Genomic DNA, 20,081 nt, shown 5'->3' with positions numbered 1-20,081 from the left:
TAGAAGATGGGAGGATTTATATGACATTTTATCAGGAGTTGCAGTTAAATCAGGCAGGTTCTAAAAACCTGTTGAAAAAGAGTGAAACACTAAAAGAAAAATTATATCATATGTGGGTATATCTGGTGAAGATAGCTGTTACAATGGCATTTTGTTTTTTCTTTGTTAGTATTTTCAGCATCCTATTTGGAAATGAGAACAGCATTGTAGGTGTAGTAGTCTTATTATGTCTCATGGTGTTTAGAAATGCGGATCTGGGGATCCACACCGGACAATCTACGATGCTTTTGGCTTTGTTCTTTGTAATTATGACTGTATGTCCGCATTTAGCAAATCAGTTTTCACCGGTATTGGGAATGCTGTTAAATATTGCGGCACTGGCTGTGTTGATTCTGTTCGGATGCCATAATCCATTCATGTTTAATCAATCTACATTGGTTCTTGGGTATCTGCTGCTATATGGTTATGATGTTACGGGAAAAAGCTATCAGATGCGATTAGTCGGAATGGCTTTAGGTGCAGCACTTACCTGCTTCGTATTTTATCGAAATCATAAAAACAGAACTTATAAAAGAAATCTGAAAGATCTGATACAAGAATTTGATATCACTTCTTCCAGAACAAAATGGCAGATATGTCAGATTTTATGCGTACCGATTGTCCTTTGCATTGCAGAACTTTGTAATATGCCACGTGCAATGTGGGCTGGTATTGCGGCCATGTCCGCGATTTTGCCGTTTATGGAAGATATGCACTACAGAGTCCGTAAAAGGATTGTCGGAAATATTGCAGGTGTTATATGTTTTACAGTATTATATTTTCTGCTTCCTTCGTCAATCTATGCATATATAGGAATTCTTGGTGGAATCGGTGTAGGATTTTCAGCACAATATGGCTGGCAGGCAGTATTTAACACATTTGGTGCTTTAGCCATTGCTGCAGAGACTTATGGACTACAAGGAGCGGTTAGTCTTAGAGTGATTCAAAATGTTTTTGGTGTTGTGTTTGCTTTAGCATTTTGTGTTATATTTTATTGGTTTATGTCTAAAAAAAGGAAAGTGAGATGACCGTACATGCAGAGTGAAGTGAATCAGGAAGAAAATTTGAATAGAATTATTACGGTTCCTAATCTTCTTTCTTTTTTTCGGCTTTGTCTGATTCCGGTAATTATATGGAGTTATTGTGTAAAGAAAAATCCTCTGTTAGCTGGTGAAATCTTATTGCTGTCTGGTCTTACGGATCTTGCTGATGGATATATCGCAAGAAGATTCCATAGGATTAGTAATTTAGGAAAAATACTTGATCCGGTGGCTGATAAGCTGACACAGGCAGCGATGTTAATCTGTCTGTTTACTCGTTTTCCGCATGTGCTTCTTTTAATTGTAATAATGGCAGGTAAGGAGCTGTATATGGTAGTCAGTGGATGTCTTGTGATACGAAAGACAGGAAAAGTACATGGTGCAGACTGGCATGGAAAGATAGTAACCTTTTTATTATATGGAACTGCAGCGGTGCATATTATATGGTTCCACATTACACCGATGGTATCAGATCTGTTGATTGGTTTGTGCGCTATAATGATGGTCATATCGGTCGCTCTGTATATTATCCAGAATACCAGGACTCTTAAGGAAGAGACTGTATAAGCAATTTTATATTACAATGACTAGAAAAATATTTAGGAAGATAAGCGGGAATCCTCGGTAATTCAATTGCCGAGATGAAAGCGTAAACTGTGCATATCTGCACATTATAAGTAAAATATATTTATTTTTTGCATCAAAAACACAATAAAAATCTGATTATCCGCTAAAACACAGTATCTATCAGCATTTTCAAGGGAACAAATACATCAATTTACTACTTATTTACTACCATTGAATGAGCCTTGATACGCCAGTTTTCCTAGATATGCAAAGATATGGTACAGCACATCAGTATTGAAACAAGAAAAAAATTGAATATTTTATAGACTATGGAACGCCTAAAATGACGTTCCTTTTCTATTTCCAGCCGTTCTTATTGGACGGCTATTTTATCACCCAAAATGAAAGGAGCATTAGATTTATGAAAAAGACATGGAAACGATTGTGTACGGGCTTCTTAGCTCTTGCAACTGTCGTTACTGCTTTACCGACTACACCCGTCCATGCAGAAAGTAAGCAATACTGGACGGAAAGTGCAGAGCGTGTCGGTATCATTGAAAAAGTAATGAATGACGGTTCTATCGGTTCGACATTCAATGAGGGTTATATGAAAGTCGAGGACGAAACTGCCTATTGTATTGACATCAATACAGATTTTAAGAATGGTTACAAGACCAGAGCTGACGCAAGCTCACGCATGAGTGCCGATCAGATTTCAGATGTGGCGTTATCTTTAGAGTATGTCAAACAGTATGGCGAAGCTCACAAGGAATTTAACTACAAACAAGTCTATCTGTTGGAACAATGTGTCGTCTGGCAGAGATTGAGCGTACATCTTGGCTGGCAATGTGATAACGTGCGAGCTTCTTATGATGAAATTCCAAAGGCAACGCAGGACGAAGTTTTCTCTGGTGCAAGAGCCTTTGTCAAAGAGAATAAAGAACGCTATGAATGTGGCGGTTATATCTACTCTGGCGAGGGGCAGGAATTGGGACAATTCTGGGCGAAGCTGAATGTCGGAAATGCGAAACTGCAAAAGACTTCCAGTAATACCAGCATTACAGACGGTAACGGGAATTACTCTATCGCTGGTGCGACCTATGGTGTCTTTTCTGATAAGGACTGCACGAAACAGCTTGCCACCCTTACGACTGATGAAAACGGAAATACAGATATTGCAGAGGTAAAAGCAGGCACAGTCTATATCAAGGAATTATCCGCACCAGCAGGATATAAAGTGGATAAGACAATCTATCCATTAACAATCAAAGCTGGCGAAACAGCAACTTTGAATGTATCAGATACACCAAAAGTAACGGACACTTTGATTGAGCTTTTCAAGATTGATATGGAAACACAGAAAGACAATCCGCAAGGGAACGCTTCTTTAGCAGGTGCGGAATTTACATGGAAGTATTATGCAGGCTTCTATAATAAAGACAATCTCCCTGCCAAAGCTACTCGTACATGGGTTACAAAGACAATCGCTGAAACAGATAGCGACGGGACAACTCACTACATTACAAAATTAGCGGACGCATACAAGGTATCTGGCGATAGCTTCTATATGCAGGACGGCAAGGCGGTTCTTCCACTTGGAACGCTAACCGTTGAGGAAACGAAAGCTCCAAACGGCTACTTGTTAGAGGGTGCATATATGCAGGCTGGCGATAAGTCCGAACAGATTAAGGGCTTATATGTAACACAGATTACCGAGGACGGCGACCTTGCCGTATTATCTGGAAGTAACCAGTTTTCCGTATCAGACAAGGTTATCCGTGGCGGTGTCAAAATTCAGAAACGAGATTTAGAAACGGGCGATACAAAGCCACAAGGAAGTGCCACTCTGAAAGATACTGTCTTTGACATCATTTCCTTAAATGATAATTCTGTTTTGGTTGAGGGCAAGCTATATAAGAAAAATGAAGTCGTAAAAACTATTCGTACAGATATTGAGGGTATCGCTTCTACTTCTTCTGACCTCTTACCTTATGGAAAATTCCGTATTGTTGAGAGTGAAGCTCCCGACGGTTACTTAACTGACGGTGCAAAACCGATTGATTTTACAATCACAGAAAATGGAAAAATCGTGGACTTAACCGACGAAGCTCATTCTATCTACAATCAGATTAAGCGTGGAGATATTGAGGGTGTAAAAATCGGTGCAGGCACACATAAGCGTCTTGCTGATGTTCCTTTTAGGATCACAAGCAAGACAACGGGCGAAAATCATGTTGTGGTAACTGATGATAACGGGCAGTTTTCCACTTCTGCTGACTGGGCTTCTCATAAGCACAATACAAACGCAGGCAAGACCAGTGAGGACGGTGTGTGGTTTGGGACTTCTGAACCAGACGACAGCAAGGGGGCATTACCTTATGATACCTATATCATTGAAGAAATGCGTTGCGATAGTAACAAAGGCTTTGAACTTATCCCACCTTTTGAAATCGTGGTATCAAGAAATAACCTTGTGATTGATTTAGGAACGCTAACTGATGAATACGAAAAAGAAATCTCTATTCATACCACAGCGACCAGCAAAGACGGCGAAAAGACTATCCTTGCAGGAAAAGAGGTTACAATCGTTGATACTGTCAAATTAGACGGACTTACAAAAGGCACAAAGTATCAGTTGAAAGGCTGGCAGATGTTAAAGGAAGAAAACGCCGAGCTTATCATTGACGGGAAACGTGTAGAAAACGATTATACCTTTGTCGCTGATGATGAAGAAATGAAAGTGGAAATTTCCTATACATTCAATGCGTCTGCTTTAGGTGGCAAAAACCTTGTTACCTTTGAAGAATTATATGATTTCAGCAATCCAGACGAACCCGTAAAAGTTGCAGAACACAAAGACATTGAGGACGACGGGCAAACGGTACTTATCACAGAGCGTATCATCAAGATACATACTACCGCTACCGATAAGGACGGCAACAAAGAGCTTAAAGCAGGAAAAGACGTTACAATCATTGATACCGTAACCTTAGAGGGCTTAGAAGTCGGTACACAGTACAAACTTGTGGGCTGGCAGATGTTGAAAGAAGAAAATGCAGAACTTCTTATCAATGGAAAACGTGTGGAAAGTGATTACACTTTTATTGCTGACAGCAAAACTATGAAAGTGGAAGTTGCTTTTACGTTTGACGCTACTTCTCTTGACGGCAAACAGCTTGTAACTTTTGAGGAATTATACGATTTAAGCAATCCAGACGAGCCGAAGAAAGTTACCGAGCATAAGGATATTGAGGATAAGGGACAGACGATTACTTTTAAGGAAAAGCCAGAAGAACCAGAGAAACCCGAAACACCACCGACACCGGAAAAGCCTAACAGACCTAGCGACAGTCCCAAAACGGGCGACAGTACAAATGTAATGGCATTTATCGTGATGTTGCTTGCGTCTGCTGGTGGACTGGCTGGAACATATCTTTACAAACGCCGTAAAATGAAGAAATCATAAGGCGGTAACGGTATGAGGAAAGAAAAATCACGCTCTCCGCCGAAGCTGTCAAACGGCAGATTTTTGCTTATTCTGGCTTGTCTGCCTACAACCTGCAAGAACACGGATAGTCAAGGGTGCGTAAGCATTGATTTTACCCTTTACTATCTGGGGGATTGCTGGTACTTCCCAAACCGCCAGAATAAGAAATCACAATTAAAAAACTTATCAAATATAGAAAGAAACGAGGTAAAACAGTATGGAAATGAAATATGTCGTGCCAGATATGGCACAGTCTTTTGGAACTCTTGAATTTGCAGGCGAAAGCGAGCCAGTCTTTGAAAGAGATAAAAATAATCGCAGGGTCTTAGCCAGACGAAGCTATAACCTTTATTCCGACGTACAGAAAGGCGAAAATGTTGTGGTAGAAATTCCCGTGCAGGCTGGCGAAAAGAAGTTCAAGTATGAGCAGAAAGTAAAACTTGTCAATCCGAAGTTATACGGCAGAGGTTACGCAATCGGGGATATGGGACATACCGATTATGTATTAGTTGCTGATGATATTGTAGCAGTTGAAGAAAAGTAAAGGAGTGAAGAATTTATGAGATTATCAAACGGGTTTGTTATTGACAAAGAGAAAACATTTGGAGAATTAAAGTTTACAGCGGTGCGTGATGTGTTCTTACAGAATGAGGACGGGACACCGAGTACCCAGCTTAAAAAGCGTATCTATGATTTGAAGTGCAGTCTGCATGGTGGAATTATCCCCGTGTCTGTACCGCCAGAAGTACCGTTAAGGGAATTTCCTTACAATGCAGTTGTGGAGCTTGTCAATCCCGTAGCCGATACGGTATCAAGAAAAACCTATACGGGTGCAGATGTGGACTGGTATGTAAAGGCAGAGGATATTGTGTTGAAGAATAAAGGCAACCAGAACGCAGGCAGTCCACAGAACCCTACACCGCAGGGACAGCCGAAGAAATAAAAGTGATGTATTTGTCTTAATTTTGATTGACACGAACAATGCAGAGTGATATATTTATCTCATAAAGATACAAAAACATCTCATTTGAAAGGAGAGATAAATATGTCAAAGAAACAAATTAAAAAAATTATTTTTATGGGGGTAGGGTGTGCTTTATTGCTTATTGTTGGTACAATCTACTCCCTATTATACAATGATGGACGCTGGGTCAAAAATATGGATATGTCGGAATATGTATTTTCTTACAAGGATATTCCTATGTTAGTAATTGGAGCTTTAATAGCACTATATGCTATCTATATAGTAATTATCTGCTTTAAAAATGTCTTTTCAAAAAACAGCAGGGAAAAACGATATTCAAGAACAATTTCTCCTTACTGGGGATTTTGTGGAATGTTTGGTTTTCTGGGGTTTGGCGGATTTTGGACATACTATAAATTTGGAGAAATATTTCCTTTTGCTTTTTTCATATTTTTTGGTTTTTTCAGTTTTTTCTTTGAAGGTAAACTTTCTCATATCTTAGAAGATGAGCTTTTTCAAGAAAATAAACGTAAGGCACAATTAGAAGCCTACAAGATAGGTTTTAAACTATTATTTGTAGTTATCTGGCTTATGGCAATAGGTATGTTTTCCCGTAATGTTGAGTGGTGTGCAATATTTATGCTGATTTCTGTTTCACTTATCTATGCTCTTGTTCTTTTTCTTAGCAACTATTTATTATATCGTTATGAAAAAAGGAAATAAATTATGGAAGCAAAGTTTGTATGTAATTTAAAAAAATATCGTGTAGCACAAGAATTAACACAAGAACAACTCGCTGACATTGTAGGTGTTCGTCGTGAAACTATTATGAGATTAGAAAAAGCACAATATAATCCGTCACTTAAATTGGCAATAGATATTTCAAGAGCTGTAAAAGCTCCGATAGAAGATATATTTATTTTTGAATAAAGACAGTTTAAAGCAGTTAGTCTTAGGATTGACTGCTTTTTTCGTACACAGAAAGGAGAGATTGTTTTATGCGTAAGATTTGGAATAAAGGACACCGTATCAGAGCCAGCGACAAGCACCTTGTCTACCACTTTTCCATAGGAACGCTTCTGTTTGTATTCGTGGCGGTTCTCCTGCTACTGAATATCAAACAGCTCATGCGTGCCGATTGGGAGCATTTCAGCTTGTTTGAGAATGGCTTGACGCTTTCCCCTTACAACTTCATAACCATACTGATATCGACTGGTGTTTGTGCATTGGTCGCTTTTCTGTATTACCGCTTCTGTTACGACAGTTTCAAGAAGCTCCTGCACCGTCAAAAGCTGGCAAGAATGGTACTGGAAAACAAGTGGTATGAAGCCGATACCGTACAAGACAGCGGTTTTTTTACTGACCTGCAAAGCAGATCAAGGGAAAAAATCGTCTGGTTTCCAAAGATTTATTATCAAATGGAAAAGGGACTGCTTCATATCCGCTGTGAAATTACGCTGGGGAAATATCAAGACCAGCTTTTACGGTTAGAGGATAAATTGGAAAGTGGCTTGTATTGTGAGCTGACCGACAAGACCCTGCATGACGGATATATCGAATATATCCTGCTTTATGATATGATAGCAAACCGCATTACCATTGATGAAGTACGGGCAGAGAACGGCTGTCTTAGATTGATGAAAAATCTTGTCTGGGAATATGACGCACTCCCTCACGCTCTGATTGCTGGTGGGACTGGTGGCGGTAAAACCTATTTTTTGCTAACGCTCATTGAAGCCTTACTGCATACCAACGCTGTCCTTTATATCTTAGACCCGAAGAACGGTGACCTTGCGGACTTAGGGACAGTTATGGGAAATGTGTATCATACCAAAGAAGAAATGATTGACAGCGTCAATGCCTTTTATGAGGGCATGGTACAGCGAAGTGAGGAAATGAAACGACACCCGAACTATAAGACTGGCGAAAACTATGCCTATCTGGGACTGCCACCCTGCTTTCTTATCTTTGATGAATATGTAGCATTTTTTGAAATGCTGGGGACGAAAGAAAGCGTAAGCCTGCTTAGCCAGTTAAAGAAAATCGTTATGTTAGGGCGACAAGCAGGATATTTCCTTATCGTTGCCTGCCAGCGTCCAGACGCAAAGTATTTCTCGGACGGTATCAGAGATAACTTCAATTTCCGTGTGGGACTTGGGCGTATCAGTGAATTAGGTTACGGTATGCTGTTCGGTTCAGATGTGAAAAAGCAGTTTTTTCAGAAGCGTATCAAGGGGCGTGGCTATTGTGATGTGGGAACAAGCGTCATAAGTGAATTTTACACGCCTTTAGTCCCAAAAGGACATGATTTTTTGCAGACTATCGGCTCTCTTGCACAAGCAAGGCAGGACGGGACGGCGACGTGCGAAGCGAAAGGCGACGGCACGGACTAGCCGTTGCTGGTGTGGCGTTAGCCACGCCAGCAGGTAAAACCCCTCGGTATCTAACAGAGGGGTACGTTTGCAAATAGACAATAGACAAAAAACATAGGAAACATAAGGCTTCTGGCATGATTTCCTAGTAAAAATCAGTTGTGAAGTCGCCTTAAAAAACTTCACACTTTACAGATTGGGGGTATGGTTCTGAATGAAGAACAATGGATAAAAGAATTACGGGAGAAACGGATTGCTTACGGTATCTCACAAGGCAGGTTGGCGGTGGCTTCGGGTATCACAAGGGAATATCTCAACAAGATAGAAAGCGGAAAAATGAAGCCGTCAAAGGAACTTCTGGAAACTTTGCATAAGGAACTGGCAAGGTTCAATCCAGAAGCACCGCTTACCATGCTGTTTGATTATGTGAAAATTCGTTTTCCCACGCTGGATATACAGCACATCATCAAAGATATATTAAAACTGAATATCAATTATATGCTCCATGAAGATTACGGACGTTACAGTTATACGGAGCATTATTCTTTAGGGGACATCTTTATCTATACGTCGGCTGACGAAGAAAAAGGTGTCCTTTTAGAGTTAAAGGGGCGTGGTTGCAGGCAGTTTGAAAGTTACCTGTTAGCACAACAAAGAAGCTGGTATGACTTTCTCATGGACGCACTCGTAGACGGTGGCGTGATGAAGCGTATCGACCTTGCTATCAACGACCATACGGGCATTTTAGATATTCCAGAGCTTGCGGAAAAATGCAGAAAACAGGAATATATTGGAAAGTCCAGAAGCTATAAGTTTTATCAGTCGGGCGAGCTTATCAAGCACAGAGAGGACGACAGAGAATATATGGGACGTACCCTTTATCTTGGTTCGCTGAAATCAGATGTGTATTTCTGTATCTATGAAAAGGACTATGAGCAGTACGTCAAGTTAGGGACACCGCTTGAAGAAGCCGACATTATCAACCGTTTTGAGATACGACTTCGCAATGAACGTGCCTATTATGCAGTACGAGATTTGCTGACCTATTATGACGCAGAACAGACCGCCTTTTCTATTATCAACCAGTATGTGCGGTTTGTTGATGAAGAACCAGACAAGCGAAAAAATGACTGGAAACTCAATGACCGCTGGGCTTGGTTTATCGGCGATAATCGGCAAAGTCTGAAGCTGACGACAAAGCCAGAGCCTTACACCTTAGACCGTACATTGCGGTGGGTACAAAGGCAGGTAGCACCGACCTTGAAAATGCTGAAAAAGATTGATAAAGGAAACGGTACAGACTACATGGAAACAATCGAACAGCAAGCAAAGCTCACAGAAAAGCATGAAATGATAATCAAACAGCAGACGACCCCTGCAAAAGATTTAGTAGAAAGTTAGGAGTGATAAAAAATGTGGGTATTATTAAAAGACTTCCTGCTGGTATCTATGGGAATGGGTATCGGCGTAGTCTTGATGTGTATTTTGAATGTCGGCAAAGAAGCTGACTATGAAATGAAACAATTAGAAGAAAGCGAGGACAAATAACATGAATTTCGGAAACAATTTGTATCAATGGTTTTTATCAAACGCACAGAGCTTAGTGCTTATGGCGATTGTGGTTATCGGTATCTACTTAGGGTTCAAGCGTGAGTTTTCAAAGCTCATTGGCTTCTTGGTAGTTGCCTTGATTGCTGTCGGTTTGGTATTCAATGCTGGCGGTGTGAAAGATGTACTGTTAGAGCTGTTCAATAAGATTATCGGTGCGTAAAATTTTATTGTGGTGCTGATATGCGAATGTTATAATGTGGATATGAAACACAGTATCTAGGAGTGATGGAATGAAATATATAATGCTTCATGGTTTGGGACAATCTTCTGAAAGTTGGAGTGATACCGTAAAAGTATTCAATGATGATTTTGAAGTTTTATGCCCTAATTTATCAGATTGGCTTTTTGGGAAAACACCATGTTATGATACATTGTATCGGACATTGGAAACATACTGTGAACAGTTTGAAGAACCGCTAAATATTTGTGGACTTTCTTTAGGTGGTATTCTTGCTATGCAGTATGCGATAGAACACCCAGAAAAAATGAACTCATTAGTGTTAATAGGCACAACAATATGAAATGCCAAAGTATCTGTTAAAAATGCAAAATCTGATATTCCGTATTATGCCTTGTTCAGCATTTGAAAAAATGGGCTTTCAGAAAACAGATTTTATCAATCTATGCAAATCTATGACGGAACTTAGTTTTAAACATAAACTGAAAAAAATATCATGTTCGGTACTTGTTGTCTGTGGCGATAAGGATAAGATAAATAAAAAAGCTTCTTTAGAATTGCAACAACAGATAGAAAACGCAGAAATAGCTATTATTGAAAATGCAGGACATGAAGTAAATACAGATAACCCAACACTACTAGGGCAAAAGTTAAATGTATTTTTCAAACAATATGTCTGATAAACAATTTCATATCCATACACACAAAGCAGTTAGTCTTAGGATTGACTGCTTTTTTCTTACAAAAATTTCAGATTGGAGTGATGAAATGATATACTCTTAGAACTTTTCAACAAGATTATCGAAGCATAAAATTTTGTTGTAGTGCTTATATGTGAATGGTATAATCGGGGTATGAAAAAAGATAAAATAGATTAGGAGTCAAGTTATGGATTATATCATAAGGGAAATTAAAAAAGCAGAATATGATTTACTCAATGACTTTTTGTATGAAGCAATTTATATTCCAGACGGTGTTGAGCCACCACCTAAATCAATAATTAACTGTCCAGAATTACAAGAATATGTTTTTGAATTTGGAAAGCGAAAAGATGATAGGGCTTTAGTTGCGGAAGTTCAAGGAAATGTCGTAGGTGCTATTTGGGTACGAATAATGAACGATTACGGACACATTGACAATGATACACCGTCCCTTGCTATGTCTGTTTTTCAAAAGTATAGAGGACAAGGGATTGGAACTTCATTATTGCAACAGTTATTGTTGGTGGAAAAATCTTTTGGTTATTCAAAAATTTCCTTATCTGTTCAGAAAAATAATTATGCAGTAAAAATGTATAAGAAAGCAGGTTTTCTTGTTGTTGATGAAAACAGCGAAGAATATATTATGACTATAAATCTATAACAAACAATCTAGTTTACAATTTCATATCCCTACACACAAAGCAGTTAGTCTTAGGATTGACTGCTTTTTTCTTACCAAAATTTCAGATTGGAGTGATGAAATGAACGATATTTTTAAGGATATGCAGGCAAAAGTCGGCTGTGAATACATTTCCGACCTGCCCTCTTACAAACGTAAGGTGTGGCAGGAAATGAAACGACTGAACCCTGCCAATTATGAAGAAAGACAGTTAGAAGATTTTTCAAAGTATGTGTTTGGTATGTCGTACCAGACCTTAAAAGATGTGATGAAACAACAGAAAGGACGTGAGGAACAATGCAGGAAACAAGGGTGCTGGTGGAAACGAAAGGAACAACTGGCGAAGAAACAATATCATACTGGTTCGACCTGCCGATAGATGTTGCCGAGTTTGAAGAAAAGTTAGGTATCGGTGCAGAAAGTGGGGATTACCGTATTATCGAAAAGGTGTTGCCTTATGCTGATGAAGTCCACGAACATACAAGAGTGTATCAGCTCAACGAATTAGATTTTATGTACCGCCAGCTTTCAAGCGATATGCAGGAAGAATATGTATCACTTCTTACGGTGTTTGAGAATTTAGAAGCACTTTATATTTGCAGGAACGTGATTACGGTTTATCTCGACTGCAAAAGCATGATTGATGTTGCAAGGCAAAAGCTGATGAACGACCCGACGTTCAAACATTTATCCGAGGACTGTAAAGAATACTATTTTGACTTTGAAGCCTACGCTTCTCACTTGCAGGAACACGGAAAATTTTTAGTAACAGAACACGGTATCTTTGAACTGCCAGAGTAGGAAATGAGGTGGTGCTTATGATTGATGATATGGCGGTTTACATTACTAATCTTGGCAAATACAATGAGGGCTATTTAGTCGGCGCTTGGTTCACGTTTCCCATTGACGAGGAAGATGTAAAAGAAAAAATCGGCTTGAATGAACAGTATGAGGAATACGCAATCCATGATACCGACAACTTCCCCATTGCGATTGGCGAGTATGTTTCCATTGAAGAACTGAACTCTATGTATGAAATGATAGAGGAACTTCCCGATTATATCATAGAGTGTCTGGACGAATTTATCAGCCACTATGGGACGCTGGAAGAAGTCGTGGAACACAAGGACGATATTTATTATTATCCCGACTGTGAAACCATGACAGACGTTGCCTACTACTACATAGACGAATTGCAGGCACTTGGCGACATTCCACCCCACTTACAGAACTACATTGACTATGAAGCCTACGGGCGAGATTTGGATATGGGTGGTTGCTTTATTGAAACAAGCCGAGGTATGTGCGAGATACCATACTAACGCTGGAAGATCAGCGACAAGCATTGTTGCTACTGACAGCGTATTTCTCTTTTAAGGGACAGTCTGAAACATGGCTGTCCTTTTCTATTTTGAAAGGAGCTGAAAGAACTTGAAAAAGATTAAATCTTATACGGGTATCTGGAACGTGGAAAAAGTCTTGTATGCAATCAATGACTTTAACTTGCCCTTTCCCGTTACCTTTACACAGATTACATGGTTTGTGATTACAGAATTTATCATCATTCTGTTTGGGGATATTCCCCCACTTTCCATGATTGAGGGAGCATTTCTTAAATACTTTGGTATTCCTGTTGCTCTCACTTGGTTTATGTCGCAGAAAACCTTTGACGGAAAGAAGCCGTACAGCTTTTTGAAATCACAGATAACCTATGCGTTAAGACCCAAAATCACTTATGCAGGAAAAGCCGTAAAACTGCATAAGCAGATACTCAATGAAACAATCACGGCAGTAAGGAGTGTGAACTATGTTCCCGATAAAATATATTGACAACAACCTTGTCTGGAACAAGGACAATGAGGTATTTGCCTACTATGAGCTGATACCGTACAACTATTCTTTCCTATCCGCAGAGCAGAAATTTATCGTGCATGACAGCTTTCGACAGCTAATCGCACAGTCCCGTGAGGGTAAAATTCATGCGTTGCAGATTGCCACAGAAAGCTCCATACGAAGTATGCAGGAGCAGTCAAAGAAGCTGGTAACGGGAAAATTAAAGGAAGTTGCCTGCCAGAAGATAGACGAGCAGACCGAAGCGTTAGTATCTATGATTGGGGACAATCAAGTGGACTACCGCTTTTTTCTTGGCTTTAAGCTCATGGTTACGGAAGAACAGCTCAATCTGAAGAACATGAAAAAATCGGTGTGGCTGACGTTCACGGAATTTCTCCATGAAGTGAACCATACGCTGATGAATGATTTTGTTTCCATGCCGAATGATGAAATCAACCGTTACATGAAAATGGAAAAGTTACTGGAAAATAAAATCTCCCGTCGCTTTAAGGTGCGTCGCTTGGAAATCAATGATTTTGGGTATCTCATGGAACATCTTTACGGCAGGGACGGTATCGCTTATGAAGATTATGAGTACCAGCTACCAAAGAAGAAATTGAAGAAAGAAACGCTGATAAAATACTACGACCTTATCCGTCCGACAAGATGTGTGATTGAAGAAAGCCAGCGGTATTTACGATTGGAACATGAGGATAAGGAAAGCTATGTGTCCTACTTTACCGTCAATGCGATTGTAGGTGAGCTTGATTTTCCGTCAAGTGAAATCTTCTATTTCCAGCAACAGCAATTCACATTCCCCGTTGATACTTCTATGAATGTAGAAATCGTGGAGAACAGAAAGGCTCTTACCACAGTAAGAAATAAGAAAAAGGAATTGAAAGACCTTGACAATCACGCTTATCAAGCAGGAAGTGAAACCAGCTCAAATGTGGTGGACGCTTTAGACAGCGTGGACGAGCTGGAAACGGACTTAGACCAGAGCAAAGAAAGTATGTATAAGTTAAGCTACGTGATACGGGTGTCTGCACCCGATCTTGACGAGCTGAAACGCCGTTGTGATGAAGTCAAGGACTTTTACGACGACCTCAATGTAAAGCTGGTGCGTCCTGCTGGGGATATGCTGGGGCTTCATTCTGAATTTCTTCCAGCCAGCAAGCGATATATCAATGACTACGTGCAGTATGTAAAATCAGATTTTTTAGCTGGGCTTGGCTTTGGAGCGACACAGCAGTTAGGGGAAACTACGGGTATCTATATGGGCTATTCCGTTGATACGGGAAGAAATGTGTACCTGCAACCGTCTTTAGCTTCGCAGGGCGTAAAAGGCACAGTTACAAATGCCCTTGCTTCTGCTTTTGTCGGTTCGCTTGGCGGTGGTAAGTCGTTCTGCAACAATCTTCTGGTGTATTATTCGGTTCTCTTTGGGGGACAAGCGGTTATCTTAGACCCAAAATCAGAGCGTGGCAACTGGAAAGAAACGCTCCCAGAAATCGCCCATGAAATCAATATCGTAAACTTAACCAGCGACAAGGACAATGCAGGACTTCTTGACCCATTTGTGATTATGAAAGACAAAGAGGACGGAGCGACGCTGGCAAAAGAAATTTTAACATTCTTAACGGGTATCTCTACCCGTGACGGAGATAAATTTCCTGTGCTTATTAGTGCAATCAGCAATGTATCTGAAAGCGAACACCGAGGGCTGTTAAATGTTATCACAGAATTACGGAAAGAAAATACGCCGATTGCGAACCATATTGCAAATCATATTGCCAGTTTTACGAACTATGATTTTGCACATTTATTGTTTTCAGACGGGACAGTAAAAAATACAATCAGCCTAGATAATCAGCTCAATATCATTCAAGTAGCGGACTTAGTATTGCCAGATAAAGACACCACTTTTAATGAATACACAACCATTGAATTATTATCGGTGTCTATGCTGATTGTGATTAGTACCTTTGCACTCGACTTCATTCACAGCGACAGAAGCATTTTTAAGATTGTAGACCTTGATGAAGCGTGGGCGTTCTTAAATGTGGCACAAGGAGAAACGCTCTCTAACAAGCTGGTTCGTGCTGGACGAGCTATGCAGGCAGGCGTTTATTTTGTTACCCAGTCTGCCTATGATGTTTCAAAGGAAAGTCTGAAAAACAATATCGGCTTGAAATTTGCCTTTAGAAGCACGGATATAAACGAGATAAAGCAGACCTTAGAATTTTTCGGTATCGACAAGGACGATGAAAACAACCAGAAACGCTTGCGTGATTTGGAAAACGGACAATGTTTATTGCAGGACTTATACGGGCGTGTCGGTGTGGTACAGATACACCCCGTCTTTGAAGAACTGCTACACGCCTTTGATACCAGACCGCCCGTACAGAGAAATGAGGTGGAGTGATGAAAGAAAGGATAAAAGGTGCGTTCACAAAAAAGAAGATTTTCCACTTTCTCAAAATGGCTCTGTTCGTGGTGGCACTCTCCCTTATCCTGCTTTCACTTCTGGGGACGGTGGCTCATGCAACGGGGCTTGTGGACGATACCATAAACGCAGAAAATCTTTACTCAAAATATCCCCTTTCCAACTACCAGCTTGATTTTTATGTGGATAATAGCTGGTCGTGGTTGCCGTGGAACTGGCTGGACGGGATTGGAAAATCGGTGCAGTACGGGCTTTACTGCATTACCAACTTTGTCTGGACGATAAGCCTTTATTTAAGCAATGCTACGGGCTATGTGGTGCAGGAAGCCTATAAGCTGGACTTCATTAACGATATGGCAGACAGTATCGGAAAGAGCATACAGACCCTTGCAGGCGTAACACAGAACGGCTTTTCTTCTACGGGCTTTTATGTTGGTTTCCTGCTTCTCATTATCTTAGTGGTGGGACTTTATGTTGCCTATACGGGACTTATCAAACGGGAAACCAGCAAGGCACTTCACGCCGTTATCAACTTTGTAGTGGTGTTCGTACTGTCCGCTTCGTTTATCGCCTATGCTCCCGATTACATCAAGAAGATAAATGAATTTTCATCAGACATCAGTACCGCTTCACTTGATTTGGGAACAAAAATCATGCTCCCCAACTCTGACAGCGAGGGCAAGGACAGCGTAGACTTGATACGGGACAGCTTATTTTCTATTCAAGTGGAACAGCCGTGGCTACTTCTGCAATTTGGAAACAGCAACGCAGAGGAAATCGGGGCAGACCGTGTAGAAGCTCTCGTATCGGCAAGCCCAGAGGACGAGGACGGAAAGACCAGAGAGGAAGTCGTGAAAACAGAAATCGAGGACAACGACAACAACAATCTGACGATACCGCAGGTGGTAAACCGTTTAGGCATGGTGTTCTTCCTATTGTTCTTCAATTTAGGGATAACAATATTTGTATTCTTACTTACGGGCATGATGTTGTTCAGCCAGATACTTTTTATTATCTTTGCAATGTTTTTACCTATCAGCTTTTTACTTTCCATGATACCGAGCTATGAAAGCATGGCAAAGCAGGCAATCGTGAGGGTGTTTAATACCATTATGACACGGGCAGGAATAACGCTCATTGTAACGGTGGCGTTCAGTATTTCCAGTATGTTTTATAACATATCCACAGACTATCCATTTTTCATGGTGGCGTTTTTGCAGATAGTATGTTTCGCTGGTATCTACATGAAGCTGGGCGATTTAATGAGTATGTTCTCTTTGAACGCTAATGACAGTCAAAGCATGGGACGAAGAATTTTCCGCAGACCGTATCTGTTTATGCGACATGGGGCTAGGCGTATGGAACACCGTATTGCAAGGGCGGTAAGTGCTGGCGGTATTTCGGGCGGTGTCGCTGGTGCGGTGGCTGGAAGTGCCGTTGCTAATAAACGAGCGGAAAGAAAAAATACAGCTTCAAAAGAAAATCGGGGCAATACCACTTCCAGCATGGGACAGCGTGCAGGCTCAAAGGTTGGTGCTGTCTTAGATACGAAAAATAAAGTAAAAGACAAGGCAAACGCTGTCAAAGAGAATATCAAGGATATGCCAACACAGACCGCTTATGCGGTATATTCCGCAAAGGAAAAAGCAAAGTCCAGCGTGTCTGACTTCAAGCGTGGTATGGTGCAGGAACAGCAGTCCAGACAAACGGGACGATTGGAAAAGCAGACACAGCATAGACAAAATATCGCCGATAAGCGTATGGAGCTTCAAAAGGCACAAGAAGCAAGGCAGGCACAGCGAAAGGCTGACGGATCAGCGACAACGGGAGCTACCCGTCCCCATGAGCGACCAGCCACGGCTTCAACCATTCCAAAGCCGAGTATGGAAAAGACGCAGGAAGTCAAACGCCCTGCCACAGCGACCACTTCAAAAACAAGTGAGCCAGTCAAGACAAGTGTTATCAAAGAGCGTCCGCTATCTTCTGGTGCTTCTGATAGAAAAGCGACCCAGTCTGTACAGCCAGTACATAGGCAGAATGTAGAAAAAGTGGTATCGCAGGAAACACGCCAGAACTACAAAGCAGAGCGTACTACAAAGACACAGACCTTTGAACAATCAAAGCGTACAACAGAACATACCGAAAAGAACCGTAGTCTTGTAATGAAGAAAGGACAGAAGAAAAAATGAAACTGAAACATATCGCTATCATTGGCAGTCTGTTTCCTATCCTCTTTTCTCTGGTGCTTTTCTTTGGTGTCTTGATTAGTGCGGACAGCGACGACGAGAACAGTAACTTTTCTTCTGGCATTACGGGTATGAACTTATCCGCAGAAGTCTTGAAACATCAGCCTATGGTGGAAAAATATGCCAGGGAATACGGCATTTCCGAGTATGTCAATGTGCTACTGGCTATCATTCAAGTAGAAAGTGGCGGTACGGCAGAAGATGTTATGCAGAGTTCAGAAAGTCTGGGACTACCGCCCAACTCTTTAGATACAGAAAGCTCAATCAAGCAGGGGTGTAAATATTTTGCGTCCCTGCTTTCTTCCTGCAAAAATCAAGGTATCGACGATTTGAATGTAGCGATACAGTCCTATAACTATGGCGGTGGTTATGTGGGATATGTGGCAGGAAAAGGAAAGAAACATACCTACAATCTTGCAGAGAGCTTCGCCCGTGAGAAATCGGGCGGAAAGAAAGTAACCTACACCAACCCGATAGCTGTTGCGAAGAACGGGGGCTGGCGGTATGGCTATGGAAATATGTTCTATGTGGAATTAGTCAATCAATATCTGACTGTGGCACATTTTGATAATGCGACGGCACAAGCGATTATGAATGAAGCGTTGAAATATCAAGGCTGGAAGTATGTGTATGGTGGCAGTAACCCGAACACTTCCTTTGATTGTAGCGGACTTGTGCAATGGTGCTATGGAAAAGCTGGTATCTCCTTACCGAGAACAGCACAAGCACAGTATGACGCTACCCAACATCTTCCACTCTCGCAGGCAAAGGCTGGGGACTTGGTGTTTTTCCATTCCACCTATAATGCTGGTTCGTATGTAACCCATGTGGGAATATATGTGGGAAATAACCAGATGTACCATGCAGGCGACCCGATAGGATATGCAGACCTAAGCAGTAGTTACTGGCAACAGCACTTAATCGGTGCAGGACGAGTAAAACAATAGAAAGGACTTGAAAAATATGTTTAAGAAGAATAAGAAACAGACAGAAACTATCAAAGAACCAAAAGAAAAAAAGGTGCGTACTGTCAAGGTAGGCACACATCAGAAAACCGTGATTGCGTTGTGGGTGGTGCTTATCGCAAGCGTGAGTTTTGGGGTGTATAAGAATTTTACGGCTATCGACCAGCACACGACCCACGAAAAAGAAATCATTGAGCTTCGCTTACAGGACACCAACGGGATAGAAAATTTCGTGAAGAACTTTGCGAAGTCCTACTACACATGGAGTAACAGTAAAGAAGCGATTGAAGCAAGGACGCAGGCAATCAACGGTTATCTGACAAAGGAATTGCAGGACTTGAATATAGATACCATTAGAACCGATATACCGACCAGCTCCACAGTTACAGATGTGATTGTGTGGCATATCGAGCAATCGGGAACGGACACTTTTTCTGCTACCTACGAAGTAGATCAGCAGATAAAAGAGGGAGAACAGACAAGAAATGTCAAGGCAACCTATACCGTAAAAGTCCATGTAGACGCTGACGGGGATATGGTAATCGTTCAGAACCCTACCCTTGCACCAGCAATCGAAAAATCAGACTATGAGCTAAAGACACCAGAAGCAGACGCAAGCGTAGACGCTGATACCGTCAATGACGCTACCGCATTTCTGGAAACATTCTTTAAGCTGTACCCAACAGCGACGGAAAAAGAGCTTGCCTACTATGTAGCTGGAAATGTGATTGAACCTATCGGCAGGGACTACCTTTATTCTGAATTGGTAAACCCTATCTTTACAAAGAACGGGGATAATGTGAAAGTCAAGGTAGCGGTAAAATTCCTTGATAATCAGACAAAGGCGACGCAGGTATCACAGTATGAGCTTGTGTTACAAAAGGATAGTAACTGGAAGATTGTAGGATAAATGATATAAAAAGACCGTAGCCTGTAATATAACACTCTGATGT

General features: G+C 41.0%; 21 protein-coding genes and 1 pseudogene. All 22 read left to right on the top strand.

Annotated features, from left to right (window positions below):
• The first annotated feature begins 20 nt into the window (after positions 1–20).
• The 22 genes and pseudogenes from ABCM67_RS09295 to ABCM67_RS09190 all read left to right on the top strand — a co-directional run bounded on the left by ABCM67_RS09295 (position 21) and on the right by ABCM67_RS09190 (position 20,038).
• Positions 21–1,084, top strand: a pseudogene (locus ABCM67_RS09295) (FUSC family protein).
• Positions 1,074–1,646, top strand: coding sequence for a CDP-alcohol phosphatidyltransferase family protein (locus tag ABCM67_RS09290; RefSeq protein ID WP_055057096.1), 573 nt, complete (start codon positions 1,074–1,076; stop codon positions 1,644–1,646). The pseudogene ABCM67_RS09295 and the gene ABCM67_RS09290 overlap by 11 nt, the downstream one beginning before the upstream one ends.
• A 421-nt stretch (positions 1,647–2,067) precedes the next feature.
• On the top strand, positions 2,068–5,112 hold the full coding sequence (locus ABCM67_RS09285) for an SrtB-anchored collagen-binding adhesin (protein ID WP_173686987.1): 3,045 nt from the start codon (positions 2,068–2,070) through the stop codon (positions 5,110–5,112).
• Positions 5,113–5,350: 238 nt separating this feature from the next.
• Positions 5,351–5,677, top strand: a complete 327-nt coding sequence (locus tag ABCM67_RS09280) for a YdcP family protein (protein WP_005339720.1) — start codon at positions 5,351–5,353, stop codon at positions 5,675–5,677.
• A 15-nt stretch (positions 5,678–5,692) separates the two neighbouring features.
• Complete coding sequence (locus tag ABCM67_RS09275) at positions 5,693–6,076, top strand: YdcP family protein (RefSeq protein WP_027089108.1); 384 nt, start codon at positions 5,693–5,695, stop codon at positions 6,074–6,076.
• A 102-nt stretch (positions 6,077–6,178) separates the two neighbouring features.
• The gene (locus ABCM67_RS09270) at positions 6,179–6,820 is read left to right on the top strand and encodes a DUF3796 domain-containing protein (protein WP_055285974.1); all 642 of its coding nucleotides are present in this window, start codon (positions 6,179–6,181) and stop codon (positions 6,818–6,820) included.
• 3 nt (positions 6,821–6,823) lie between these two features.
• The gene (locus ABCM67_RS09265; protein WP_008787613.1) at positions 6,824–7,027 is read left to right on the top strand and encodes a helix-turn-helix transcriptional regulator; all 204 of its coding nucleotides are present in this window, start codon (positions 6,824–6,826) and stop codon (positions 7,025–7,027) included.
• A gap of 68 nt (positions 7,028–7,095) precedes the next feature.
• Positions 7,096–8,490: an FtsK/SpoIIIE domain-containing protein gene (locus tag ABCM67_RS09260; RefSeq protein ID WP_342992780.1), complete on the top strand. Its 1,395-nt coding sequence runs from the start codon at positions 7,096–7,098 to the stop codon at positions 8,488–8,490.
• Between the two features lie 183 nt (positions 8,491–8,673).
• Complete coding sequence (gene mobT, locus ABCM67_RS09255; RefSeq protein ID WP_138276593.1) at positions 8,674–9,870, top strand: MobT family relaxase; 1,197 nt, start codon at positions 8,674–8,676, stop codon at positions 9,868–9,870.
• Positions 9,871–9,882: 12 nt separating this feature from the next.
• Complete coding sequence (locus ABCM67_RS09250; RefSeq protein ID WP_005339698.1) at positions 9,883–10,017, top strand: DUF3789 domain-containing protein; 135 nt, start codon at positions 9,883–9,885, stop codon at positions 10,015–10,017.
• Position 10,018: 1 nt separating this feature from the next.
• Positions 10,019–10,240, top strand: a complete 222-nt coding sequence (locus ABCM67_RS09245) for a hypothetical protein (RefSeq protein ID WP_004843355.1) — start codon at positions 10,019–10,021, stop codon at positions 10,238–10,240.
• Positions 10,241–10,310: 70 nt separating this feature from the next.
• Positions 10,311–10,601 (top strand): alpha/beta fold hydrolase, encoded by a 291-nt coding sequence (locus ABCM67_RS09240; RefSeq protein WP_005339695.1) that lies wholly within the window; start codon positions 10,311–10,313, stop codon positions 10,599–10,601.
• 1 nt (position 10,602) lies between these two features.
• A complete protein-coding gene (locus ABCM67_RS09235; RefSeq protein WP_243119203.1) occupies positions 10,603–10,938 on the top strand; it encodes an alpha/beta hydrolase in 336 nt (111 codons plus the stop codon).
• Positions 10,939–11,146: 208 nt separating this feature from the next.
• Positions 11,147–11,620 carry a GNAT family N-acetyltransferase gene (locus ABCM67_RS09230; RefSeq protein ID WP_005339691.1) on the top strand — a complete coding sequence of 158 codons (474 nt, stop codon included), beginning with the start codon at positions 11,147–11,149 and terminating at the stop codon, positions 11,618–11,620.
• A 100-nt stretch (positions 11,621–11,720) separates the two neighbouring features.
• Positions 11,721–12,017 (top strand): hypothetical protein, encoded by a 297-nt coding sequence (locus ABCM67_RS09225; protein ID WP_005339688.1) that lies wholly within the window; start codon positions 11,721–11,723, stop codon positions 12,015–12,017.
• Entirely contained in the window at positions 11,936–12,439 is a 504-nt protein-coding gene (locus tag ABCM67_RS09220; protein ID WP_044912031.1) for an antirestriction protein ArdA, read from the top strand. The genes ABCM67_RS09225 and ABCM67_RS09220 overlap by 82 nt, the downstream gene beginning before the upstream one ends.
• A 17-nt stretch (positions 12,440–12,456) precedes the next feature.
• Positions 12,457–12,960, top strand: coding sequence for an antirestriction protein ArdA (locus ABCM67_RS09215; RefSeq protein ID WP_059086441.1), 504 nt, complete (start codon positions 12,457–12,459; stop codon positions 12,958–12,960).
• Between the two features lie 109 nt (positions 12,961–13,069).
• On the top strand, positions 13,070–13,468 hold the full coding sequence (locus tag ABCM67_RS09210; protein WP_003061368.1) for a conjugal transfer protein: 399 nt from the start codon (positions 13,070–13,072) through the stop codon (positions 13,466–13,468).
• Positions 13,446–15,896, top strand: a complete 2,451-nt coding sequence (locus ABCM67_RS09205) for an ATP-binding protein (protein WP_342992775.1) — start codon at positions 13,446–13,448, stop codon at positions 15,894–15,896. The genes ABCM67_RS09210 and ABCM67_RS09205 overlap by 23 nt, the downstream gene beginning before the upstream one ends.
• Positions 15,896–18,106, top strand: coding sequence for an MFS transporter (locus tag ABCM67_RS09200; RefSeq protein WP_003431919.1), 2,211 nt, complete (start codon positions 15,896–15,898; stop codon positions 18,104–18,106). The genes ABCM67_RS09205 and ABCM67_RS09200 overlap by 1 nt, the downstream gene beginning before the upstream one ends.
• Positions 18,103–19,110: a C40 family peptidase gene (locus tag ABCM67_RS09195; RefSeq protein WP_003431918.1), complete on the top strand. Its 1,008-nt coding sequence runs from the start codon at positions 18,103–18,105 to the stop codon at positions 19,108–19,110. The genes ABCM67_RS09200 and ABCM67_RS09195 overlap by 4 nt, the downstream gene beginning before the upstream one ends.
• Before the next feature lie 16 nt (positions 19,111–19,126).
• Positions 19,127–20,038 carry a conjugal transfer protein gene (locus tag ABCM67_RS09190; RefSeq protein ID WP_003431915.1) on the top strand — a complete coding sequence of 304 codons (912 nt, stop codon included), beginning with the start codon at positions 19,127–19,129 and terminating at the stop codon, positions 20,036–20,038.
• The last annotated feature ends 43 nt before the right edge of the window (positions 20,039–20,081 follow it).

Origin of the sequence: Blautia sp. 2227st1_G12_2227SCRN_220401 (assembly GCF_039062885.1) — a bacterium.
Taxonomy (GTDB): domain Bacteria; phylum Bacillota; class Clostridia; order Lachnospirales; family Lachnospiraceae; genus Blautia_A; species Blautia_A fusiformis.
Note: the sequence above shows the minus strand (reverse complement) of the source record. Positions and strands in the feature narration are given on the sequence as shown.

What these genes read in the sequence shown, in the direction of transcription:
- ABCM67_RS09290 (WP_055057096.1), top strand. Translation starts at nt 1,074, where the DNA reads ATGCAGAGTGAAGTGAATCAGGAAGAAAATTTGAATAGAATTATTACG.
- ABCM67_RS09285 (WP_173686987.1), top strand. Translation starts at nt 2,068, where the DNA reads ATGAAAAAGACATGGAAACGATTGTGTACGGGCTTCTTAGCTCTTGCA.
- ABCM67_RS09280 (WP_005339720.1), top strand. Translation starts at nt 5,351, where the DNA reads ATGGAAATGAAATATGTCGTGCCAGATATGGCACAGTCTTTTGGAACT.
- ABCM67_RS09275 (WP_027089108.1), top strand. Translation starts at nt 5,693, where the DNA reads ATGAGATTATCAAACGGGTTTGTTATTGACAAAGAGAAAACATTTGGA.
- ABCM67_RS09270 (WP_055285974.1), top strand. Translation starts at nt 6,179, where the DNA reads ATGTCAAAGAAACAAATTAAAAAAATTATTTTTATGGGGGTAGGGTGT.
- ABCM67_RS09265 (WP_008787613.1), top strand. Translation starts at nt 6,824, where the DNA reads ATGGAAGCAAAGTTTGTATGTAATTTAAAAAAATATCGTGTAGCACAA.
- ABCM67_RS09260 (WP_342992780.1), top strand. Translation starts at nt 7,096, where the DNA reads ATGCGTAAGATTTGGAATAAAGGACACCGTATCAGAGCCAGCGACAAG.
- mobT (WP_138276593.1), top strand. Translation starts at nt 8,674, where the DNA reads ATGGTTCTGAATGAAGAACAATGGATAAAAGAATTACGGGAGAAACGG.
- ABCM67_RS09250 (WP_005339698.1), top strand. Translation starts at nt 9,883, where the DNA reads ATGTGGGTATTATTAAAAGACTTCCTGCTGGTATCTATGGGAATGGGT.
- ABCM67_RS09245 (WP_004843355.1), top strand. Translation starts at nt 10,019, where the DNA reads ATGAATTTCGGAAACAATTTGTATCAATGGTTTTTATCAAACGCACAG.
- ABCM67_RS09240 (WP_005339695.1), top strand. Translation starts at nt 10,311, where the DNA reads ATGAAATATATAATGCTTCATGGTTTGGGACAATCTTCTGAAAGTTGG.
- ABCM67_RS09235 (WP_243119203.1), top strand. Translation starts at nt 10,603, where the DNA reads ATGCCAAAGTATCTGTTAAAAATGCAAAATCTGATATTCCGTATTATG.
- ABCM67_RS09230 (WP_005339691.1), top strand. Translation starts at nt 11,147, where the DNA reads ATGGATTATATCATAAGGGAAATTAAAAAAGCAGAATATGATTTACTC.
- ABCM67_RS09225 (WP_005339688.1), top strand. Translation starts at nt 11,721, where the DNA reads ATGAACGATATTTTTAAGGATATGCAGGCAAAAGTCGGCTGTGAATAC.
- ABCM67_RS09220 (WP_044912031.1), top strand. Translation starts at nt 11,936, where the DNA reads ATGCAGGAAACAAGGGTGCTGGTGGAAACGAAAGGAACAACTGGCGAA.
- ABCM67_RS09215 (WP_059086441.1), top strand. Translation starts at nt 12,457, where the DNA reads ATGATTGATGATATGGCGGTTTACATTACTAATCTTGGCAAATACAAT.
- ABCM67_RS09205 (WP_342992775.1), top strand. Translation starts at nt 13,446, where the DNA reads ATGTTCCCGATAAAATATATTGACAACAACCTTGTCTGGAACAAGGAC.
- ABCM67_RS09200 (WP_003431919.1), top strand. Translation starts at nt 15,896, where the DNA reads ATGAAAGAAAGGATAAAAGGTGCGTTCACAAAAAAGAAGATTTTCCAC.
- ABCM67_RS09195 (WP_003431918.1), top strand. Translation starts at nt 18,103, where the DNA reads ATGAAACTGAAACATATCGCTATCATTGGCAGTCTGTTTCCTATCCTC.
- ABCM67_RS09190 (WP_003431915.1), top strand. Translation starts at nt 19,127, where the DNA reads ATGTTTAAGAAGAATAAGAAACAGACAGAAACTATCAAAGAACCAAAA.